We start from the raw sequence: 19,885 nt of genomic DNA on the forward strand, positions 1-19,885 counted from the left end.
CCCCGGCGCGCCGCCCCCCCCCCCCCCCCCCCCCCCCCCCCCCCCCCCCCCCCCCCCCCCCTCCCGGGCCGAAGCGCCCCCCACCCAACCTCCCCCCGGAGGGGGGAGGAGTGTGCCGGTCCTCCTGGGCACCGCACACGTCCACGCCGGAGAGTTGATTCCGACTCGCCTGCTGAGCCCGATCGAAATCCAGCAAATCCTCGGCGTGGCCGAGCCAGAGAACGTATGACTACGCAAATCCGCAACATCGCCATCATCGCCCACGTCGACCACGGCAAGACCACCATGGTCGACCAGCTGCTGAGGCAGTCCGGCACCTTCGCCGAGCACGAGAAGGTGGTCGACACCGTGATGGACAACAACGCCATCGAGCGCGAGCGCGGCATCACCATCCTGGCCAAGAACTGCGCCGTGAGCTGGAAGGGCACGCACATCAACATCGTCGACACCCCCGGCCACGCGGACTTCGGCGGCGAGGTGGAGCGCGCGCTGTCGATGGTCGACGGCGTGCTGCTGCTGATCGACGCCCAGGAAGGCCCGATGCCGCAGACGCGCTTCGTGACCAAGAAGGCGCTGGCCCTGGGCCTGCGCCCGATCGTGGTCGTGAACAAGGTGGACAAGCCGGGCGCGAACCCGGACAAGGTGGTCAACGCCGCCTTCGACCTGTTCGACAAGCTCGGCGCCACCGACGAACAGCTCGATTTCCCGGTGGTCTACGCCTCCGGCATCAACGGCTGGTCCTCGCTGCAGGAAGGCGCTCCCGGCGAGAAGTGGGGCCCCGACATGTCGGCCCTGTTCGACACCATCCTGGCGCACGTGCCGCAGCACGAGGGCGACCCCGAGGCGCCGCTGCAGCTGCAGATCTCCGCGCTGGACTACTCCAGCTTCGTGGGCCGCATCGGCGTGGGCCGCGTCAACCAGGGCACGATCCGTCCGATGATGGACGTGCTGGTGATGGAAGGCCCGGACGGCAGGCAGCGGCGCGGCCGCGTCAACCAGGTGCTGACCTTCGAGGGCCTGACGCGCGTGCAGGTCAAGGAGTGCGGCCCCGGCGACATCGTGCTGATCAACGGCATCGAGGACATCGGCATCGGCGTGACGCTCACCGATCCGCTCAACCCGCAGCCGCTGCCCATGCTGAAGGTCGACGAGCCGACGCTGACGATGAACTTCTGCGTCAACACCTCGCCGCTGGCGGGGCGCGAGGGCAAGTTCGTGACCAGCCGCCAGATCTGGGACCGGCTGCAGAAGGAACTGCAGTCCAACGTGGCCCTGCGCGTGAACGAGACCGGCGAGGAAGGCGTGTTCCAGGTGATGGGCCGGGGCGAGCTGCACCTGACCATCCTGGTGGAGAACATGCGCCGCGAAGGCTACGAGCTGGCCGTGTCGAAGCCGCGCGTGCTGTTCCGCGAGATCGACGGCCAGCGCTGCGAGCCGGTGGAACTGGTCACGGTGGACATCGAGGACCAGCACCAGGGCGGCGTGATGCAGGCGCTGGGCGAACGCAAGGGCGAGCTGGTGAACATGGAGCCGGACGGCCGCGGCCGGGTGCGCCTGGAGTACCGCATCCCGGCGCGGGGCCTGATCGGCTTCTCCAACGAGTTCATGAACCTCACGCGCGGCTCGGGCCTGATCGCCAGCATCTTCGACGGCTGGGAGCCCTACAAGGGCGAGATCGCCAGCCGCAAGAACGGCGTGCTGATCTCCATGGACGACGGCGAGATCTTCACCTACGCGCTGGGCAAGCTGGACGACCGCGGCCGCATGTTCGTCAAGGCGAACGACCCGGTGTACGAGGGCATGATCGTCGGGGTGCACAACCGCGACAACGACCTGGTGGTCAATGCCACCCGCACCAAGCAGCTGACGAACTTCCGCGTCTCCGGCAAGGAAGACGCGATCAAGGTCACGCCGCCGATCGACCTCACGCTGGAATACGGCGTGGAGTTCATCGAGGACGACGAACTGGTCGAAATCACGCCGAAGTCGATCCGCCTGCGCAAGCGCTACCTGAAAGAGCACGAGCGCAAGCGCGCCCTGCGCGAAGCGGCGTAAGCCGCGCCGCGTAAGATCGCGGGCTGTTGAACAGCCGGACATCCGGACAGCCGGACGCAGAGGACGCGAAGGGTACGCAGAGGACGCAAAAGAACATCCATCGAAAGATTTCTTTTTTGCGTCTTCTGCGTACCCTTTGCGTCCTCTGCGTCCGGTATCTTGTTTTCTACGGCGCCCCAGAACAACAATGAAGCTGACTCACACCAAAGCGGTATTCCTCATGGTCGCCGTGACCCTCATGTGGTCGATCGCGGGCGTGATCACGCGGCACCTGGAACAGGCGCGCAGTTTCGAGGTGACGTTCTGGCGCAGCTTCTTCACCGTGCTGTCGCTGCTCGTCATCCTGCCGTTCTTCCAGGGCCGGGCGGTGTTCGGCAAGCTGCGCACCGGCGGCTGGCCGCTGTGGATGTCGGGGCTGTGCTGGAGCGTCATGTTCACGGCCTTCATGGTGGCCCTCACGCTCACCAGCGTGGCCAACGTGCTGGTCACCATGGCGATCGGCCCCTTCCTCACCGCGCTGATCGCGCGCATCTTCATCGGCCACCGCATCCCCGCGCGCACCTGGCTCGCGATCCTCGTCGCCGGCGGCGGCATCGCGTGGATGTACGGCGCCGAGCTCGATGGCGGCCAGCTCGCCGGCACGCTGGTCGCCCTGTGCGTGCCGCTCGCCAGCGGCATCAACTGGACGATCTCGCAGCGCGCGCACGCGCAGGGCCGCAACGTCGACCTCGTGCCGGCCGTGCTGCTGGGGGCGGCGATCTCCTCGCTCGTCACGTTGCCGCTGGCGATGCCCCTGCGCGCGTCGGCGCACGACGTGAGCCTGCTTGCCCTGCTGGGGCTGGTGCAACTGGCGATCCCGTGCGCGCTGGCGGTCGTCTGCGCGCGCGTGCTCCAGGCGCCCGAGATCGCGCTGCTGGCCCTGCTGGAGGTGATCTTCGGCATCGTGCTGGCCTGGGTCGGGGCGGACGAGATTCCCAGCCAGGCCGTCCTTGCCGGCGGGGCGCTCGTGATCGGCGCGCTGGTGGTCAATGAAGTGGTGGGGTGGAGGCAGCGGGCATGAGCACCGCACGGCCGCCCGAAGGCGCTCGCCCCCTCCGCTTGCGGAGGGGGGAGGCGAAGGCCGCGCAGCGGACAAGCCCGGGGGAGGATTTCGAATGAGCGACGTGATCGCCGAAGTGCGCGGCAGCGCGGGCTTCCTCACGCTGAACCGGCCGAAGGCGCTCAACGCGCTCTCGCTGGACATGATCCGCGACCTGTCCGCCGCATTGCTGGAATGGCGCGACGACGATCGCGTGGAGCGCGTCGCCGTGCGCGGCATGGGCCGGGACGGCCCCTTCGGCGCCTTCTGTGCCGGCGGCGACATCCGCTTCTTCCACCAGGCGGTGCTGGCGGGCGATCCGCGGCTGGAGGACTTCTTCACCGAGGAATACACGCTCAACCACCTCGTGCACGGCTACCCGAAGCCGTACATCGTGTTCCTCGACGGCATCGTGATGGGCGGCGGCATGGGCATCTCCGCCCACGGCGGCGACACCAGCCTGCGCATCGTCACCGAGCGCACGAAGATGGCGATGCCCGAGACCAACATCGGCCTGTTCCCGGACGTGGGCGGCGGCTGGTTCCTCGCGCGCTGCCCGGGGCGCATCGGCGAGTACCTCGCGCTCACCGGCCACGCGATCGGCTGGGCCGACGCGCTGGCCGCGCGCCTCGCGGACGGCGTGCTCGCCTCGGCGGAACTGGCGTTCGTGTGGGACAGCCTGGCGGATGCGCCGGCGTTCGAGCAGCTGTGCGAGCGGCTGCGGCAACCTCCGGCCGCGCCGGGACTGGAACTCGCCAGCCGGCGCGCGGAGATCGACCGCTTCTTCGGGCGGAACACCGTGGCCGAAATCGTGGCCGCCCTGGAAGCCGACGGCTCGGAGTGGGCCGCGCACACGGCGGCCTTGCTGCGCCAGCGTTCGCCGCTGATGCTGCACGTCACGCTGGAACACCTGCGCCGCGCGCGCCACCTGACGCTGGCGCAGGACCTGCGCATGGAACGCGACATGATCCGCCACTGCTTCCAGCTGCGCCCGGGCGCGGCGAGCGAGACCTTCGAGGGGATCCGGGCGCTGGCCATCGACAAGGACCACGCGCCGAAGTGGAATCCGCCGGCCATCGAGGACGTCACGCCGGAGATGGTGCGGGCGTTCTTCGACAGCCCGTGGCCGGCGCATGCGCATCCGCTGCGCGGGCTGGCATAGGCAGTCGGGGAGAGGCCGGTAGGCTGGCGGTGACGAAGGAACCCCAGCGATGCGCGAGCGCCGCGAGCGCTGGGGTTTCGCTATCGCTCCACCACCAGCCTACGGAGACGCAGCCCGCCAAGACCGCAATGCGGTCACAACTGCCGGTACACCGACTCCGCCAGCACCAGCATGGCCGGCCGCGGCAGCTTGCCCGAGATGGCGTAGCCGAAGCCGTTCTCGACCCAGTAGAAGCTCGCGACGCCCGCCTCGTTGGTGAAGCGGAAGGCGGTTTCGCCCATGCCCTTGCCGGGGGCGCCTTCCACGGCGCCCACGTAGAGCGTCACGCGCTCGCCATTGGCGTTCTGGTACATGAACTGGGCGCGCGCGCCGCTGTCGCCGGGCAGCAGCCGCCCGCCCACCAGCTCGTAGCCCGCGGGCGTGAGGCTCGGAAGCTTCAGCGGCCGGTTCAGCCGCTTGGAGAGCCACTGCACCAGGTGCTGCTGCTGCGCGGCCTCGACTTCCACGGGATGCCGCACCTCGGGCACGTACACCGAGTAGGCGACCGACGCCTGCCGCACGAACTGCCCCGTGGCGCGCGAACCCGTGGCCACCGTGGTGACGCGTTCCTGCCACTGGTAGTGGCCGGCCCAGCCTGCCAGGAAGGCCACGAGGATGGACGCCGCCATGCCGCCCCAGCGCTGCCACTGCACGAAGCGGTTGCTGCGGTGATCGAGCACCTGCGCGGCCTGCAGCAGGTGCGGGGGCACGGGCTGCTGCAGCACGTCGGCATGCATGTCGCGCAGGGCGAGGCGCTGCGCCTTCCAGGCATGGACCTGGCGCGCGAGCGCCGCATCGCCGGCCAGGCGGGCTTCCACCGCGGCCTGCTGCAGGGGGTCGAGGCGGCCGTCCACGTAGGCGTGCAGCTCGGGATCCTCGGCCATCGGGTAGCTTGAGTCCTTCATGGTCGTTCCATCACTTCAGGCGGCGCAGCGCGGGGCCGCGGGCAGCCGCCGCGGCGCCGCCCTCCATCAACTCGCGCAGCCGGCTGCGGGCCCGCGACAGGCGCGACATCACGGTGCCCATGGGCACCCCCGTGATGCGCGCGACATCCTCGTAGCGCAGGTCCTGCAGGGTCACGAGCAGCAGCACCTCGCGCTGTTCCGGCGGCAGCCGCAGCAGGCAGCGCTGGAGGTCCAGGGCGTACTCGGGGCTCTCGGCGGGCGCGGCGAGGTCGGCCGCGACGTCATCGAGGTCCACGTGCTGGCCCCCCTGTCGCACGGCCCGGCGCGCGCCGTCGACGAACAGGTTGTGCATCAGCGTGAACAGCCAGGCCCGCAGGTCGCTGCCCGCGGACCAGAGCTGCCAGCGTTCGCAGGCGCGCTCCAGCGTGTCCTGCACCAGGTCGTCGGCCGCCCAGGCATCGCCGGTCAGCGAACGCGCGTAGCGCCGCAGGTCCGGGATGTGGCCGACGAGGCTGTGGGACGCCGTGGGAGTGCTCATGCGCTAGCCTAGCCCATCGCCGCGGCGCGGCGCATCGGGACGAACACCTCAGGGGCGGGCGAGATGCCACACGTTGTTCACGTTGTCGCCGGTGCGGTCGCCGGGCTTGGTGTCCTTGGCCCAGAAGTACACGGGCTTGCCCTTGTAGGCCCACTGGCGGGAGCCGTCGTCGCGCACCACGACGCTCCAGTCGCCGGAGCCCTTGTCGCTGGCGCTGGCCATCAGCGGCGGCCAGTTGGTCGCGCAGGGGCCGTTGCACACCGACTTGCCCGAGCCCATGGTGTCGCGGTCGAAGGTGTAGAGCGTCATTCCGTTGGGGCCGACGAAGACGCCGTCGGCGAGCTTCGCGGGCGCGGACGACGACATCGACATGGAGCCGCAGGCGGCCAGCATGACGGCGCAGGCCAGCGGGGCGACGAGGGAGGCAAAGCGCATGATCGTTCTCCTTTTGGGGTGGTTTTCACCCTCATGAACGTCCGCGCGCCGCGGTTTATTCCTGTCCCCGCCCAAATTGGCGGGGGCTCAGCGGTGCCGCTCCTTCATGGCGCGTTCCACCTCGCGCTTTCCTTCGCGGTCCTTGATCACGTCGCGCTTGTCGTGCGTGGCCTTGCCCTTCGCCAGCGCGATTTCCACCTTGGCGCGGCCGTTCTTCCAGTACAGCTGGATGGGCACGAGGGTGTGGCCCTTCTGCTCCACCTTGCCCACCAGCCGCCGGATCTCGTCCTTGTGCATCAGCAGCTTCTTGGTGCGCGCCGCCTCCGGCTTGACGTGGGTGGAGGCCGTCTTCAGGGGGTTGATCTGGCAGCCGATGAGGAACAGCTCGCCGTCGCGGATCACGACGTAGCCGTCGGTGAGCTGCGCCTTGCCCTCGCGCATCGCCTTCACCTCCCAGCCTTCGAGCACGATCCCCGCCTCGAACCGCTCCTCGAAGAAGTAGTTGTAGGCGGCCTTCTTGTTGTCTGCGATGCGCGCGGGGGTTTCTTTCTTGGTCGCCATGAACTGACAGGTGAGGCCGGCACGGGCTCTCTACAATGGCCGTGCGGGACCGCAATTCTCCATGAAAACCATCCACAAGTCCGTGCTGATCTGGTACAGCGCCGAAGAGATGTTCGGGCTGGTCACCGATGTCGCCAAGTACTGCGAGTTCCTGCCCTGGTGCGACCGCTCGCGCGTGGTGGCGCTCGAGCCCGATGGCATGAAGGCGGAAATGGGCCTGGCCTTCGGCGGCATCCACCAGACCTTCACCACGCGCAACTACCACGTGCCGGGGCGGGAAGTGCGCATCAAGCTGGTGGACGGACCGTTCTCCAACCTCGATGGCACCTGGAAATTCCAGCCCCTGGGCGAGGCCGGCCAGCGCGCCTGCAAGGTCACGCTGGAGATGCAATACAGCTTCAAGAGCGCGGCGCTGTCCGCGATGATCGGCCCGGTGTTCGACAAGATCGCGGGCACCCTGGTCGATTCCTTCGTCAAGCGGGCCGAACAGGTCTACGGCTGATGCCCCGCGTGATCGTCTGCTGGTCGCCCTCGGCGCGCGAAGTGCTGGAGTGGCCGCTCGAACTTCCCGGCGGGGCCACGGTCGCCGACGCGGTGCGCGCAAGCGGGTTCGCGGCCGCTGCGGGCGGCCGGGCGCCGGGCGAGGGGGAACTGGGTGTGTGGGGCCGCCGCTGCGGCCCGCAGCAGCCGCTGCACGAAGGCGATCGCGTCGAGATCTACCGGCTGCTGCGCGTCGATCCGAAGGTGGCGCGGCGCGAGCGTTTCCGCCAGCAGGGGGCGCGCGCCGCGGGCCTGTTCGCCCAGCGCCGGCCCGGAGGCAAGCCCGGTTACTGACGGTCCGCGCGGCACTCGCGCGCGATGATGTCGTCCAGGCGCTTGATCTCCGCGGCGCGCCGGTTGTCGTCCATGATGTCGCGCTCGCCCTTGTCGTTCACGATGGCGATGCGCTGGCCCGACTCGAGGGTGCCCTTGCCCGATCGCGCGCGCGTGCAGTTGTCGGCGCGGATGGCGGCGACCTTGGCTTCCTCGAGCTTCTTCTTCTCCGCTTCGGCGGCCTCGGCCTGCCTGCGCCTTTCTTCCAGCAGCTTGTCCTTGCCGGAGGGCCTGGCCGCCGCGTCCGTGGCCGCGCGGGCGCCGCTGGCCGGGGTTGCCGCAGCCGTGGCTTCCGTCGGCGCGCTGGCGTTGCGCATGCCAGGCTGCTTGAGGATGCGGTTCGGCGCGATGTCGGACGGCGGCGCCTGGTCGCTGAAGACCCGGCGGCCGTCCTTGTCCAGCCATTGCCATTCGGCTGACGCCGCGAGGGGCGCGAGGCACAGGAGCGAGAGCAGGGCGATGCGGACGGCGTTCATCGGGCCAGTGTAGCTCGGCAACCCGGCCGCGTCGCCGGCCGCACGGGTGAGCGTGGCGTGGCAGCCCCACGCCGGCCGTGCAAAAGTGCACGCGGGTACAATCCTTTTTTTGGAGCCCTTCCCATGCGCCTTCTCGGAAAAGCGCTCACCTTCGACGACGTGTTGCTGGTGCCGGCGTTCTCCCAGGTCCTGCCCAAGGACACATCCCTCGCGACGCAGTTCTCCCGCAACATCCACCTGAACCTGCCCCTCGTGTCCGCCGCCATGGACACGGTGACGGAGGCGCGCCTGGCCATCGCCATCGCGCAGGAAGGCGGGATCGGCATCGTCCACAAGAACCTCACGCCGCAGCAGCAGGCCGCCGAAGTGGCGCGCGTCAAGCGCTACGAGTCCGGCGTCCTGCGCGATCCCGTCGTGATCACGCCGCAGCACACGGTGCGCCAGGTGATGGCCCTGCAGGAGCAGTTGGGGATCTCCGGCTTCCCGGTGCTCGATGCGGGCAAGGTGGTGGGCATCGTCACCGGCCGCGACCTGCGCTTCGAGACGCGCTACGAGGTGCCGGTGAGCCAGATCATGACCCCGCGCGACAAGCTGATCACGGTGCGCGAGGGCACCAGCCTGGTCGACGCGAAGGCGCTGTTGAACAAGCACCGGCTGGAACGCCTGCTGGTGATCAACGATGCCTTCGAGCTCAAGGGCCTCATCACCGTCAAGGACATCACCAAGCAGACCAGCTTCCCGAGCGCGGCTCGCGATGCGAGCGGCCGCCTGCGCGTGGGCGCGGCGGTCGGGGTGGGCGAGGGCACCGAGGAACGCGTGGAATGCCTGGTGCGGGCCGGCGTCGACGTGGTCGTGGTGGACACGGCGCACGGCCACAGCAAGGGCGTGATCGATCGCGTGCGCTGGGTCAAGCAGAACTATCCGCAGGTCGACGTGGTCGGCGGCAACATCGCCACCGGCTCGGCCGCCCGCGCGCTGGTGGAAGCCGGCGCCGATGCGGTGAAGGTCGGCATCGGCCCCGGCTCGATCTGCACCACCCGCATCGTCGCGGGCGTCGGCGTGCCGCAGATCACGGCCATCGACAACGTGGCCACGGCGCTGGCCGGCAGCGGCGTGCCGCTGATCGCGGACGGCGGCATCCGCTATTCCGGCGACATCGCCAAGGCGATCGCCGCGGGCGCCAGCACCGTGATGATGGGCGGCATGTTCGCCGGCACCGAGGAGGCGCCGGGCGAGATCGTCCTGTACCAGGGCCGCAGCTACAAGAGCTACCGCGGCATGGGCTCCATCGGCGCCATGCAGCAGGGCAGCGCGGACCGCTACTTCCAGGAAGCGACCAGCGCCAACCCCAACACCGACAAGCTGGTGCCGGAAGGCATCGAGGGCCGCGTGCCCTACAAGGGCTCGATGGTCACCATCGTCTACCAGCTTTCCGGCGGCGTGCGGGCGGCCATGGGCTACTGCGGCTGCGCCTCGATCGAGGACCTGCGCCAGCGCGCCGAGTTCGTCCAGATCACGGCGGCGGGCATGCGCGAGAGCCATGTGCACGACGTGCAGATCACGAAGGAAGCGCCGAACTACCGGGCGGAGTGAGCCAGGCCGCCGAGCACCATCCGTGGCCGAGCAGGTGCGCCGAAAACTCGAGCAACTCGGTGTGACCGAGGACGACATTCGCGCGGCCGTGGAGTGGGCCCGTTCACGCCAGCGGATACGACATCCGATGTAAAGATGCAACACGACAAGATCCTCATCCTCGACTTCGGCTCCCAGGTCACGCAGCTGATCGCGCGGCGCGTGCGCGAAGCGCACGTCTATTCCGAAGTCCATCCCTGCGACGTGGGCGACGCGTGGGTGCGCGAATACGCGGCCGACGGCAGGCTCAAGGGCGTGATCCTCTCCGGCAGCCACGCGAGCGTGTACGAGGAGACGACCGACCGCGCGCCCCAGGCCGTGTTCGAGCTGGGCGTGCCGGTGCTGGGCATCTGCTACGGCATGCAGACCATGGCGCAGCAGCTCGGGGGCAAGGTCGAGGCCGGCCACAAGCGCGAGTTCGGCTTCGCCGCGGTGCGCGCGCGCGGCCACACCGAACTCCTGCGCGACATCGCGGACTTCACCACGCCCGAAGGCCACGGCATGCTGAACGTCTGGATGTCCCACGGCGACAAGGTCGTGGAGATGCCGCCCGGCTTCAAGCTGATGGCCTCCACCGAGAGCTGCCCGATCGCCGGCATGGCGGACGAGGCCCGCGGCTACTACGCCGTGCAGTTCCACCCCGAGGTCACGCACACGCTGCAGGGCCGCGCGATGCTGGAGCGCTTCGTGCTCGGGATCTGCAAGGCACGGCCCGACTGGGTGATGCGCGACCACATCGCCGAAGCCGTGGAGGCGATCCGGCGGGAGGTGGGCGACGAGGAAGTGATCCTGGGCCTGTCGGGCGGCGTCGATTCCTCCGTGGCCGCGGCACTGATCCACCGCGCCATCGGCGACCAGCTCACCTGCGTCTTCGTGGACCACGGGCTGCTGCGCCTGAACGAGGGCGACATGGTGATGGACATGTTCGCCGGCAAGCTGCACGCGAAGGTGCTGCGCGTGGATGCCGCCGACCTGTTCCTGGGCCGGCTGGCGGGCGTGAGCGACCCCGAGCGCAAGCGCAAGATCATCGGCGGCCTGTTCGTCGACGTGTTCAAGGCCGAAGCGGCGAAGATCAAGGAATCGCATGCGCGCCATGTCGCCTGGCTGGCGCAGGGCACGATCTATCCCGACGTGATCGAGTCGGGCGGCGCCAAGAGCAAGAAGGCCGTCACGATCAAGAGCCACCACAACGTGGGCGGCCTGCCGGAGCAGCTCGGCCTGAAGCTGCTGGAGCCGCTGCGCGACCTGTTCAAGGACGAAGTGCGCGAGCTGGGCGTGGCCCTGGGCCTGCCGCCGGAGATGGTCTATCGCCATCCCTTCCCGGGCCCGGGCCTGGGCGTGCGCATCCTCGGCGAGGTCAGGCGCGAATATGCGGACCTCCTGCGCCGCGCCGACGACATCTTCATCCAGGAACTGCGCAACTTCCGCGACGAGGCGAGCGGCAAGACCTGGTACGAGCTCACCAGCCAGGCCTTCGCCGTCTTCCTGCCGGTCAAGAGCGTGGGCGTGATGGGCGACGGCCGCACCTACGACTACGTGGTGGCGCTGCGCGCGGTGCAGACCAGCGACTTCATGACGGCCGACTGGGCGGAACTGCCCTACGTGCTGCTGAAGAAGGTCTCCAGCCGCATCATCAACGAGGTGCGCGGCATCAACCGCGTGACCTACGACGTGAGCAGCAAGCCGCCCGCCACCATCGAGTGGGAATGATCTTCCTCCCTCCCCTCCGGGGGAGGGCCGGGGTGGGGGCGCCCCGGGGCTGCGGGCGCGCTCCGGCGCGATAATCCGGCCATGTACCAGCCCCCCCAGTTCCGCTCCAACGATCCCGCCATCGCGGCGGAGCTGATGCGGCGGCATCCTTTCGCGACGCTCGTCTCCACCGACGACCAGGGCTTCCCCTTCGTCACGCACCTGCCGCTGCACCTGGAAGAGCGCGATGGCCGCTTCGTGCTGCTCGGTCACTGCGCGAAACCGAATCCGCACTGGCGCCACCTGCAGGCCTGGCCGCAGGGCCTGGCCCTGTTCATGGGGCCGCATGCCTACCAGTCGCCCGCCATCTATCCGGACCTGCAGCGCGTGCCGAGCTGGAACTACCTGACCGTGCACTGCAAGGTGCGCGCGCACCTGCTCGATACGGCCGAAGCGAAGGACGCGCTGCTGAAGAAGCTGATCGCCGACCACGAGCCGGCGTACGCCGCGCAGTGGCAGGCGCTGCCCGAGGACTACACGCACAAGATGCTGGCCGGCATCGTCGGCCTGGAACTGGAAGTGCTGGAATGGGCCTGCAAGCTCAAGGTCAACCAGCACCGGCCCGAGTCGCACGCGCGCATGCGCGAGACCTACGCGGCCGGCAACGAGGACGAACGCGAGCTCGCGCAGTGGATGCAGCGGCTCGGATTGGGAGGAGCGTGATGCGGGCGATCTTCAGCGTGCTGGGGCTGTTGCTGGTGGTGCTGATCGTGGGCATGCTGGCCAGGAAGCAGCTTTCCTCGGGCGTGGCCCCGCCGCCGCCGGCCAACGCCCCCGCGGGGGTCGCGGCGCCCACCGGCACGCCGAAGCAGCAGGTGCAGCAGTTCGAGCAGGCGGTGCAGGGCGCTATGCAGCAGCCGCGCGCGCTGCCCGACGAAGGCAAGTGAAGCTGCCGCCCGCCGGAGCGGCGCGCGACGCTGCCTGCATGCGCGAAGCGCTCGCGCAGGCGCGCCTGGCCGCCGCGGCGGGTGAAGTGCCGGTGGGCGCCGTCGTCGTCCACGGCGATGCGATCGTCGGCCGCGGCCACAACGCGCCGGTCACGCAGCACGATCCCACCGCGCACGCCGAGATCCGCGCGCTGCGCGAAGCGGCGCAGGCGCTGGGCAACTACCGCCTCGACGGCTGCGAGCTGTTCGTCACGCTGGAGCCCTGCGCCATGTGCACCGGCGCGATGCTGCATGCGCGGCTCGCCCGCGTCGTCTATGCCGCACCCGACCCCAAGACCGGCGCCGCCGGCTCGGTGCTCGACCTGTTCGCGCAGGCGCGCCTCAACCACCAGACCCGGGTCGCCGGCGGCGTGCTGGCCGACGAATGCGGCGCGCTGCTGTCCGAATTCTTCCGCGCCCGCCGGCAGGAGACCCGCATGAACGCCCAGCCCCTGCGCGAGGACGCGCTGCGCACGCCCGAGGACCGCTTCGCCGGACTGCCGGACTACCCGTGGCCAGCGCACTACGTGAACGACCTGCCGGCGCTGGCGGGCCTGCGCATGCATTACCTGGACGAGGGCCCGCGCGACGCGCCGCTCACGTGGTTGTGCCTGCATGGCAATCCTTCCTGGAGCTACGTGTACCGCCGGATGATCCCGGTGTTCCTGCAGGCAGGGGGACGCGTGGTGGCCCCGGACCTGGTCGGCTTCGGCAGGAGCGACAAGCCCAAGCGCGCGACTGCGCACGGATTCGAATGGCACCGGCAGGTGCTGCTGGAATTCGTGGAGCGGCTGGACCTGGCGGACATCGTGCTGGTGGTGCAGGACTGGGGCGGGCTGCTGGGGCTCACGCTGCCCATGGAAGCGCCCGAGCGTTATCGGGGCCTGCTGGTGATGAACACCACGCTGGGCACGGGCGACGCGCCGCTCAGCCCGGGCTTCCTCGCCTGGCGCGAGATGTGCGCGAAGAACCCGGACTTCGACGTCGCGCGCCTGTTCGCCCGCGGCAACCCGCACCTGACGCCGCAGGAGTGCGCGGCCTACAACGCGCCCTTCCCGGACAGCGGGCATCGCGCGGCCCTGCGCGCCTTCCCGGCGATGGTGCCGGATGCGCCCGACGCGCCGGGCGCGGCGATCTCGCGCCAGGCGCGCGACTTCCTCGCGCGGCAATGGCAGGGGCGCAGCCTCATGGCCATCGGCGCGCAGGACCCCGTGCTGGGCGTGCCGGTGATGGAGGCGCTGCGCGCACAGATCCGCGGCTGCCCCGAGGCGATGGTGCTGCCGCAGGCCGGCCATTTCGTGCAGGAGCACGGCGAGGCGATCGCGCACAGGGCGGTGGGATACTTCCGCCCGTGACGAAAAAGCGCATCTACATCTTTTCCCCCTCGAGCGCCGTGCGCAACAAGGCCGCCGTCAAGCGCGGCATCGCGCGGCTGAAGGCCCTGGGCCACGACGTCGAGGTCGATCCTGCCGCGTTCGCGACCCACATGCGGTTCGCCGGCGACGACGCGACGCGGCTCGCGGCGATCGGGCGCGCGGCCGCCAGCGGCGCGGACGTCGCCATCATCACGCGCGGCGGCTACGGCCTCACGCGGCTGCTGCCCGCGCTGCCATACAAGGCGGTGGCCAAGGCGATCGACCGCGGCATGCAGTTCGTGGGCCTGAGCGACTTCACGGCCTTCCAGAACGCGGTGCTGGCCGAAACCGGCCGCGTCACGTGGTCGGGGCCCGCCGTGGGCGAGGACTTCGGCGTGGAGGCGCCACCCGACGAGATCATGCAGGCCTGCTTCGAGGACCTGGTGGCGGGGCAGGGCGAGGGCACGGGCTGGCAGCTTCCGCGCGGGCAAGCGCTCGACCAGCCGCTGCAGGCCAGGGGCGTGCTGTGGGGCGGCAACCTGGCGATGGTCGCCGCGCTCACGGGCACGCCGTGGATGCCCCAGGTCAAGGGCGGGATCCTGTTCCTGGAGGACGTGAGCGAGCATCCCTATCGCATCGAGCGCATGCTGACGCAGCTGCTCTATGCGGGCGTGCTGCAAAAGCAGAAGGCCATCCTGTTCGGGCAGTTCACGAACTGGGTGCCGTACTCCCACGACAAGGGCTTCAAGCTCAAGACGGTGATCGACTGGCTGCGCACGCAGGTGAAGGCGCCCGTGCTCACGGGGCTGCCCTTCGGCCATGTGCCGACGAAGGTCTGCCTGCCGGTGGGCGCCAAGGTGACGCTGGCAGCGGAGGGGCGGGATGCGTTCCTGCTGTGGGGGCACCTGCATTGACGCCGGGTGCGGGGCGCCGCCCATGAAAAAAGCGCGGGAGACCCGCGCTTTTCTTCTTCAGGCCGCAGCCCTCACCCCATGAGCGGGCTCGGACGCGAATTCAGGCTTCCGGGCAGCATGCCCTGGAACATCTGCGTGATGCGCTGCACCTGCTGGCGCGCCGCCGATTCGCCGAGCGTGGTGGCCAGCGCGGCCATCAGGTCGCCGCGCAGATACCAGAGCGCCTGGATGTCGTTGGCGTAACGGATGCGGCGGGTGACGTTCGCGAACTGCTTCGTCGCGCCTTCGCCGAGGAGTTCGAGCATCGCCTCGCGGATGTCTTCCGTCTTGTTTTCCAAGGTGGAGTCGCTCTGGGCAACGGGATTGCCCAGGAGACCGTACACGCTGTTACGAAGACCGCCTTTGAACCAACGCATTTCTGAAAAGTCCCTGCCACGCAAAACCGGTGGCGCCGTGGGGATCAAAATTATTCCCATTGTCGCCAGCTTGCAAGGCCCGATCGTGCCGGATTTCACGAAAACGCCACTTGCGAGGGACTTTGATGTAAACGGAAGCGCTCATTGTCCGCACCGGCCTGCGGCCCGCGAGCCTTCGTATGACAGGGAATACCAGCAGGTCCGGGTGAGGGGCGGGCGCTGGCGCCCGCCCGCACGGTCAGTGCGGTGCATGCGGCGTGCGCACCGCCAGCACGGGCACCGGCGCCAGCCGCAGGACCTGCTCGGCGCCGCTTCCCAGCAGGATGCGGCTCATGCCGCGCCGGCCGTGCGTGCCCACGACCACCAGGTCGGCTTCCCAGTTGCGGGCCTCTTCGGCCACCAGTTCGCCCAGGCGCCGGCCGGCCGTCTCGACCAGCTTGCCGTCGGCGGGGACGCCGGCCGACTTGGCCATGACCTGCGCGTCTTCGAGCACGCGCGAGCCCTGGTCGCGCGCGGCCTTGAGCAGGTCGGCGCTGTATTCGTAGCCGGACAGGTAGGCCAGTTCATCCAGCGCGTGAACCAGCCGGATGCGGCCGCCGTTCTCGCGCGCCATCTGCAGGGCGGCGACCACGGCACGGTTGGAGGTTTCGCTGCCGTCCACCGGGACGAGGATGCGCTTGTACATACGAGCTCCTTTGGGTGCGTGGGTCTTCTCACCCATCTTGGTCCCTTTGCGGCATTTCCCTTTGCGCCGCATCAACTCGACCGCCTGTCGTCGTTCTAGGACGATTCCTAGGGTGCCTCGGCGCGCGCCCGAGCCGGATTCGGACTCGTCCGAGCCAGCAATTCAGCCGTTGCCGATGTCCGCGGGAGGGCGCCCGCGCGATAGTCACGGCCATGGATTCGAACGGTTCCCTGAAGGTGTTCCTCGCGGACGACTCGCAGCAGATCCGCCAGCGCGTCAACGCCCTGCTGGCGAACGCCCAGATGGCGATCGTGGGGGAAGGCGCCACTCCCGACTCTTGCATCGAAGGCATCCTCAGCTCGCACCCGGACGTCGTCGTGCTGGACGTGCAGCTCGAAGGCGGCAGCGGCCTGCAGGTGCTCAAGGCCATCCGGTCCCAGGACCCCGCCGTGGCCTTCGTGGTGTTCAGCAACAACTCCGCACCCGCTTACCGCAAGCGCTACCTCGGGGAGGGCGCCGTGCGCTTCCTCGACAAGAGCACCGAATTCGACCAGCTGGCGCAAGCCGTGGCCACCGCCGGCCGCCGCGTCCACTGAGGCGAGAGTCACACGAAAATGAAAGAGGGCCTTACCATGCAGACCGCCACCCCCCGCGCCAGCGCGACCCCTGCCGAACAGACCATCACCCTCCCGGTGCAGATCGTCCCCCGCGCCCGCTCCGCCGCCAACAGCGACGCCGCGCCCGCCCCGCTCAAGACCCTCTGCTCCACCTGCCACCTCAAGGACCTGTGCCTGCCCTGCGGCCTGACCGGCAGCGACGTGCAGCGCCTCGACAGCCTCATGTTCGCCCGCCGCCGCGTCAAGGAAGGCCAGGCGCTGTACCACGAGGGCGAGAAGTTCCAGTTCATCTACGCGGTGCGCAGCGGCACCTTCAAGTCGGTGCTGACGCTCAAGGACGGCCGCGAGCAGGTCACCGGCTTCCAGATGGCCGGCGAGCTGATGGGCCTGGACGGCCTGGCTTCCGGCAAGCACGCCAGTGCCGCCGTGGCCCTGGAGGATGCCGAGATCTGCGCCATCCCCTATTCCCACCTGAGCGAGCTGGCCACGGTCAGCCCCGACCTGCAGCACGTGATCTCGCGCCTCATGAGCCGCGAGATCGTGCGCGAGCACAGCCTGATGATGCTGCTCGGCTCGATGAACGCGGAAGAGCGCCTGGCCGCCTTCCTGCTGAACATCTCCCAGCGGATGAAGGCCCGCGGCTACTCGGCCAGCGAGTTCCACCTGCGCATGTCGCGCGCCGAGATCGGCAGCTACCTGGGCATGAAGCTGGAAACCGTCAGCCGCACCTTCTCGGCGTTCCAGCAGCAGCGCCTGCTGGAAGTGGACAAGAAGCACGTGCGCATCATCGACCTCGACGGGCTGACGCAGGCCTTCGAGACGCGCGTCCAGTAAGCGGCGCGCGGGGCTTCAGTCCCCCAGGAACCCTCGCACGCCCTCGGCCAGCCACGGTCCGAGGGCGATGGCATTGGTGGGGTGCGGAATCGTGTCGCAGCTGACCACGCGGGCGATGCCGGCGTGGTGCAGGAGGTCGAGCCCGTTCCTGTCCAGCAGCGCATGCACCGCGATGCAAAGCGGCCGGCCCCAGCCGGCGCCGCGCAGCACGTGCGCCGCCATCGCCAGCGTGTGGCCGCTGGAGGCGATGTCGTCCAGCAGCACCGGCACCCGCCCTTCGCAGCTCGCCCCGTGCGGCATGCGCACCTGCACGTCGCGGTCGCCGCGCCTTTCCTTGGTCATCACCACGTAGGGCACGCCCATGCGGCCGGCGACGTCGGCCACCCACTGCTCGCTTTCGCTGTCCGGGCCCACCAGCAGCGGCTGGGGCACTTCGCGGGCCAGCCATTCGGCGATGGCCGGCGCCGCCGCCACCACCCCGGTGCGCGTCGCGTAGATCGCATCCAGCGAGGCTATGCGGTGCAGGTGCGGGTCCACGGTCACGATGAAGTCCACGGCCGCGGACAGCACCCGGGCATAGGTGCGCGAGGTGATGGCCTCGCCGGGGTGGAAGCGGTCGTCCTGCCGCATGTAGGGCAGGTAGGGGGCGACCAGCCCGATCTCGGCCGCGCCGAGGTCCCGCGCCGCGTCGGCGGCGAACAGCAGGGGCAGCGTCTTGTCGTCGGGGTGGTCCAGGTGGGCGGCCAGCAGCACGCGCTGGCCTTCCACGCCGGTGCGCAGCCGCACCAGGCCTTCGCCATCGGGGAAGCGGTGCACCTCCAGCATGCTGGCCGGGCAATGCAGCAGCGACGCGAGCGTCTGCGCGAGGTTCTCGGCGCCGGGGAGGGCCAGGATCGTCGTGTTCATGACCCCGCCTAGCGTACCTCAGCCCACCTGCAAGCGGTCGACCACGCGCGTGACGCCTTTCGCGGCGAAGGCGGTGCCGATGGCGGCGTCGTGCTCGGCCAGGGACGTGACCCGGCCGGTGAGCGTCACCACGCTGCCCTCGACCTCGATCGCGATGTGGCTCGCGTCGCGCTGGGCGCGCCGGGCGAAGGCGGCGGCGATCTCGTCGCGCAGCTGCTCCGGGTCCGCGCGGCGGCGCAGGCGGATGGCGTTGGTCACGCCGCGCACCCCCATGAGCGGATGCACGCACTGCTCCGCGCTCGCGGACTGGTAGCTCCAGTCCACCTCGCCGGTCAGCGTGACCCAGCCGTCCTCCACCCGCACGTCCACGCTGTCCTCCGGCACGTGCGAATGCCAGTCCAGCGCATGCAGCGCGGCCTGCGCGATCTCGGTGTCGCTGCGCCTGAGTTCCGGCGGCAGCTGCACCTGCAGCTCGAGCGCCAGCCCGCGCGGTCCGGACACCCTTCGCACGGCGAGTTCCGCCGCGCGCTTCTGCAGGCAGGTGTCGACCACGCCGGAGAGGGTGACCACCCCGTCGCGCACCCCCACCACCACGCGATCGGCATTGACGCCGGGATCCCAGGCCAGTTCGGCCTGGATGTCGGATTGCAGTTGCGAGTCGTCCTTCATCGAGCCCTCCTTGCGCGTGCGCCTCCCACCCTGGACAAGATCGCGCCGCGGCTGCCGCCTGCCGTTGATGCAGCTCAAGGTTCGTGCGCTGCCGGGACCGAAGAATCGCTGCTGCAGTACGAAAGGAACAGGCACATGGACAGCATGCTCGTGGTGGTCTACTCGGAGACGGGGTTGGCGCGGGACGTCGCGCGGCAGCTCAACGCGGAGCATGGCTGGCCGGTGGGCGAGATCCACGACCTGCGCTCCCACCCCGAGACGCCCGGCGTGCTGCGGCCGCTGCTCGACTCGCTGCTGCACCGCGACGCGCCGATCGCCTACCAGGGCCCCGAGCCGGGCGATTTCCGCACCATCGTGATCGTCACGCCGATGCTGGCCGGCCACGTACCCGCCGCCATGCGCGCCTTCCTGAGCCACCACCGCGAGCAGATGCGGCGCGTGGCGATCGTCTCGATCCTGAAGTCGGAGGACGCGGTGAGCGCAGTGCCCGAGGTCGCGCAGCTGCTGGGGCATGCGCCGATCCACAACGCCACCTTCACGGCCTCGGAGCTGGAAGGCGAGGGCGGCGCCGGGCGCGTGCGCGCGTTCGGGGACTTCCTGCAGCCGCGCAGCACCGCGGTGCAGTGCTCCGAAACGGGCCTGTCGGCGGCCTGAAACGACCAAGGCCGGCGTTGCCGCCGGCCTTGCGTGGCGAGAGTCGCCCCCGGGGCGATCAGCCGGCGTCGCCCGCGTGCTGCTTGACCTCGCCGCGGCGGATGCGCACGGTTTCCTCCACCTGGCGCCGCGCGGCGTCGAAGGCATCGCGCAGGGCGACATAGGCGTCCTCGTCCTGCACGCGGTTGACCGCGACCTGCTGCCCCGGCAGGGTCACGTCGATGCGCACGGCGAAGGGCCGCCCCTGCTGCGCGTGCTTGTGCTCCTGCTCGATCGTGACGCGGCAGGCGATGACGTCGGATCCTAAGCGGTCGAGCTGGGCCACCTTGCCCTTCACCGCGTCTTCCAGCGCCTGCGACGGCGCCATCCCGATGAATCGCAGGTCGAGTGGCAGTTTCATGCGTGT

24 protein-coding genes are annotated in these 19,885 nt (G+C 69.7%); 14 read left to right on the forward strand and 10 right to left on the reverse strand.

Annotation, left to right across the window (positions count from 1 at the left end; translation table 11 throughout):
* The first annotated feature begins 225 nt into the window (after window positions 1-225).
* The 3 genes from typA (at window position 226) to WG923_RS12720 (ending at window position 4,295) form a co-directional block, all read left to right on the forward strand.
* On the forward strand, window positions 226-2,055 hold the full coding sequence (typA, locus tag WG923_RS12710) for a translational GTPase TypA (RefSeq protein ID WP_340351340.1): 1,830 nt from the start codon (window positions 226-228) through the stop codon (window positions 2,053-2,055).
* Window positions 2,056-2,242: 187 nt separating this feature from the next.
* The gene (locus tag WG923_RS12715) at window positions 2,243-3,115 is read left to right on the forward strand and encodes a DMT family transporter (protein WP_340351341.1); all 873 of its coding nucleotides are present in this window, start codon (window positions 2,243-2,245) and stop codon (window positions 3,113-3,115) included.
* 94 nt (window positions 3,116-3,209) lie between these two features.
* Window positions 3,210-4,295 carry an enoyl-CoA hydratase/isomerase family protein gene (locus WG923_RS12720; RefSeq protein ID WP_340351342.1) on the forward strand — a complete coding sequence of 362 codons (1,086 nt, stop codon included), beginning with the start codon at window positions 3,210-3,212 and terminating at the stop codon, window positions 4,293-4,295.
* 134 nt (window positions 4,296-4,429) lie between these two features.
* Here the strand turns inward: WG923_RS12720 and WG923_RS12725 are convergent, their stop codons facing one another.
* The 4 genes from WG923_RS12725 to smpB all read right to left on the reverse strand — a co-directional run bounded on the left by WG923_RS12725 (window position 4,430) and on the right by smpB (window position 6,773).
* Window positions 4,430-5,239: an anti-sigma factor family protein gene (locus WG923_RS12725; RefSeq protein WP_340351343.1), complete on the reverse strand. Its 810-nt coding sequence runs from the start codon at window positions 5,237-5,239 to the stop codon at window positions 4,430-4,432.
* A 10-nt stretch (window positions 5,240-5,249) separates the two neighbouring features.
* Complete coding sequence (locus WG923_RS12730; protein WP_340351344.1) at window positions 5,250-5,777, reverse strand: sigma-70 family RNA polymerase sigma factor; 528 nt, start codon at window positions 5,775-5,777, stop codon at window positions 5,250-5,252.
* Between the two features lie 48 nt (window positions 5,778-5,825).
* Window positions 5,826-6,215 (reverse strand): COG4315 family predicted lipoprotein, encoded by a 390-nt coding sequence (locus WG923_RS12735; RefSeq protein WP_340351589.1) that lies wholly within the window; start codon window positions 6,213-6,215, stop codon window positions 5,826-5,828.
* A gap of 84 nt (window positions 6,216-6,299) precedes the next feature.
* Complete coding sequence (gene smpB, locus WG923_RS12740) at window positions 6,300-6,773, reverse strand: SsrA-binding protein SmpB (RefSeq protein ID WP_340351345.1); 474 nt, start codon at window positions 6,771-6,773, stop codon at window positions 6,300-6,302.
* 61 nt (window positions 6,774-6,834) lie between these two features.
* On the opposite strand from smpB, the gene WG923_RS12745 reads away from it, so the two are divergent.
* Both WG923_RS12745 and WG923_RS12750 read left to right on the forward strand, forming a co-directional pair.
* Window positions 6,835-7,275: a type II toxin-antitoxin system RatA family toxin gene (locus WG923_RS12745; RefSeq protein WP_340351346.1), complete on the forward strand. Its 441-nt coding sequence runs from the start codon at window positions 6,835-6,837 to the stop codon at window positions 7,273-7,275.
* A complete protein-coding gene (locus WG923_RS12750; RefSeq protein ID WP_340351347.1) occupies window positions 7,275-7,607 on the forward strand; it encodes an RnfH family protein in 333 nt (110 codons plus the stop codon). Before WG923_RS12745 ends, WG923_RS12750 begins: the two co-directional genes overlap by 1 nt.
* On the opposite strand, the gene WG923_RS12755 is transcribed toward WG923_RS12750, so the two are convergent.
* Complete coding sequence (locus WG923_RS12755) at window positions 7,601-8,122, reverse strand: DUF4124 domain-containing protein (RefSeq protein WP_340351348.1); 522 nt, start codon at window positions 8,120-8,122, stop codon at window positions 7,601-7,603. The genes WG923_RS12750 and WG923_RS12755 overlap by 7 nt on opposite strands.
* A 123-nt stretch (window positions 8,123-8,245) precedes the next feature.
* On the opposite strand from WG923_RS12755, the gene guaB reads away from it, so the two are divergent.
* The 6 genes from guaB (at window position 8,246) to WG923_RS12785 (ending at window position 14,698) form a co-directional block, all read left to right on the forward strand.
* Window positions 8,246-9,715 carry an IMP dehydrogenase gene (guaB, locus tag WG923_RS12760; RefSeq protein ID WP_340351349.1) on the forward strand — a complete coding sequence of 490 codons (1,470 nt, stop codon included), beginning with the start codon at window positions 8,246-8,248 and terminating at the stop codon, window positions 9,713-9,715.
* A 135-nt stretch (window positions 9,716-9,850) separates the two neighbouring features.
* Window positions 9,851-11,464: a glutamine-hydrolyzing GMP synthase gene (guaA, locus tag WG923_RS12765; protein WP_340351350.1), complete on the forward strand. Its 1,614-nt coding sequence runs from the start codon at window positions 9,851-9,853 to the stop codon at window positions 11,462-11,464.
* Window positions 11,465-11,545: 81 nt separating this feature from the next.
* Window positions 11,546-12,166 (forward strand): FMN-binding negative transcriptional regulator, encoded by a 621-nt coding sequence (locus WG923_RS12770; protein ID WP_340351351.1) that lies wholly within the window; start codon window positions 11,546-11,548, stop codon window positions 12,164-12,166.
* Window positions 12,166-12,390: a hypothetical protein gene (locus WG923_RS12775; RefSeq protein WP_340351352.1), complete on the forward strand. Its 225-nt coding sequence runs from the start codon at window positions 12,166-12,168 to the stop codon at window positions 12,388-12,390. The genes WG923_RS12770 and WG923_RS12775 overlap by 1 nt, the downstream gene beginning before the upstream one ends.
* A gap of 38 nt (window positions 12,391-12,428) precedes the next feature.
* Window positions 12,429-13,784: a tRNA adenosine(34) deaminase TadA gene (gene tadA / locus WG923_RS12780; protein ID WP_340351590.1), complete on the forward strand. Its 1,356-nt coding sequence runs from the start codon at window positions 12,429-12,431 to the stop codon at window positions 13,782-13,784.
* Entirely contained in the window at window positions 13,781-14,698 is a 918-nt protein-coding gene (locus WG923_RS12785; RefSeq protein WP_340351353.1) for an LD-carboxypeptidase, read from the forward strand. The genes tadA and WG923_RS12785 overlap by 4 nt, the downstream gene beginning before the upstream one ends.
* A gap of 71 nt (window positions 14,699-14,769) precedes the next feature.
* On the opposite strand, the gene WG923_RS12790 is transcribed toward WG923_RS12785, so the two are convergent.
* Together WG923_RS12790 and WG923_RS12795 are read right to left on the reverse strand one after the other, a co-directional pair.
* Window positions 14,770-15,213: a hypothetical protein gene (locus WG923_RS12790; protein WP_340351354.1), complete on the reverse strand. Its 444-nt coding sequence runs from the start codon at window positions 15,211-15,213 to the stop codon at window positions 14,770-14,772.
* 139 nt (window positions 15,214-15,352) lie between these two features.
* The gene (locus WG923_RS12795; protein WP_340351355.1) at window positions 15,353-15,799 is read right to left on the reverse strand and encodes a universal stress protein; all 447 of its coding nucleotides are present in this window, start codon (window positions 15,797-15,799) and stop codon (window positions 15,353-15,355) included.
* Between the two features lie 212 nt (window positions 15,800-16,011).
* On the opposite strand from WG923_RS12795, the gene WG923_RS12800 reads away from it, so the two are divergent.
* Together WG923_RS12800 and fnr are read left to right on the forward strand one after the other, a co-directional pair.
* On the forward strand, window positions 16,012-16,395 hold the full coding sequence (locus tag WG923_RS12800; protein ID WP_340351356.1) for a response regulator: 384 nt from the start codon (window positions 16,012-16,014) through the stop codon (window positions 16,393-16,395).
* Between the two features lie 36 nt (window positions 16,396-16,431).
* On the forward strand, window positions 16,432-17,250 hold the full coding sequence (gene fnr, locus WG923_RS12805) for a fumarate/nitrate reduction transcriptional regulator Fnr (protein ID WP_340351357.1): 819 nt from the start codon (window positions 16,432-16,434) through the stop codon (window positions 17,248-17,250).
* A 15-nt stretch (window positions 17,251-17,265) separates the two neighbouring features.
* On the opposite strand, the gene WG923_RS12810 is transcribed toward fnr, so the two are convergent.
* Together WG923_RS12810 and WG923_RS12815 are read right to left on the reverse strand one after the other, a co-directional pair.
* Window positions 17,266-18,156, reverse strand: coding sequence for a ribose-phosphate pyrophosphokinase (locus tag WG923_RS12810; RefSeq protein ID WP_340351358.1), 891 nt, complete (start codon window positions 18,154-18,156; stop codon window positions 17,266-17,268).
* Window positions 18,157-18,174: 18 nt separating this feature from the next.
* Window positions 18,175-18,825, reverse strand: a complete 651-nt coding sequence (locus WG923_RS12815) for a BON domain-containing protein (protein WP_340351359.1) — start codon at window positions 18,823-18,825, stop codon at window positions 18,175-18,177.
* 135 nt (window positions 18,826-18,960) lie between these two features.
* Between WG923_RS12815 and WG923_RS12820 the strand changes: the two genes are divergently transcribed.
* The gene (locus WG923_RS12820) at window positions 18,961-19,479 is read left to right on the forward strand and encodes a flavodoxin (RefSeq protein ID WP_340351360.1); all 519 of its coding nucleotides are present in this window, start codon (window positions 18,961-18,963) and stop codon (window positions 19,477-19,479) included.
* Between the two features lie 58 nt (window positions 19,480-19,537).
* Here WG923_RS12820 and WG923_RS12825 read toward each other — a convergent pair whose 3' ends face one another.
* The gene (locus WG923_RS12825; protein ID WP_340351361.1) at window positions 19,538-19,879 is read right to left on the reverse strand and encodes an HPF/RaiA family ribosome-associated protein; all 342 of its coding nucleotides are present in this window, start codon (window positions 19,877-19,879) and stop codon (window positions 19,538-19,540) included.
* Window positions 19,880-19,885: the final 6 nt, after the last annotated feature.

The organism is Ramlibacter sp. AN1133 (assembly GCF_037890035.1).
In the GTDB taxonomy this organism is placed as follows: Bacteria; Pseudomonadota; Gammaproteobacteria; order Burkholderiales; family Burkholderiaceae_C; genus Ramlibacter.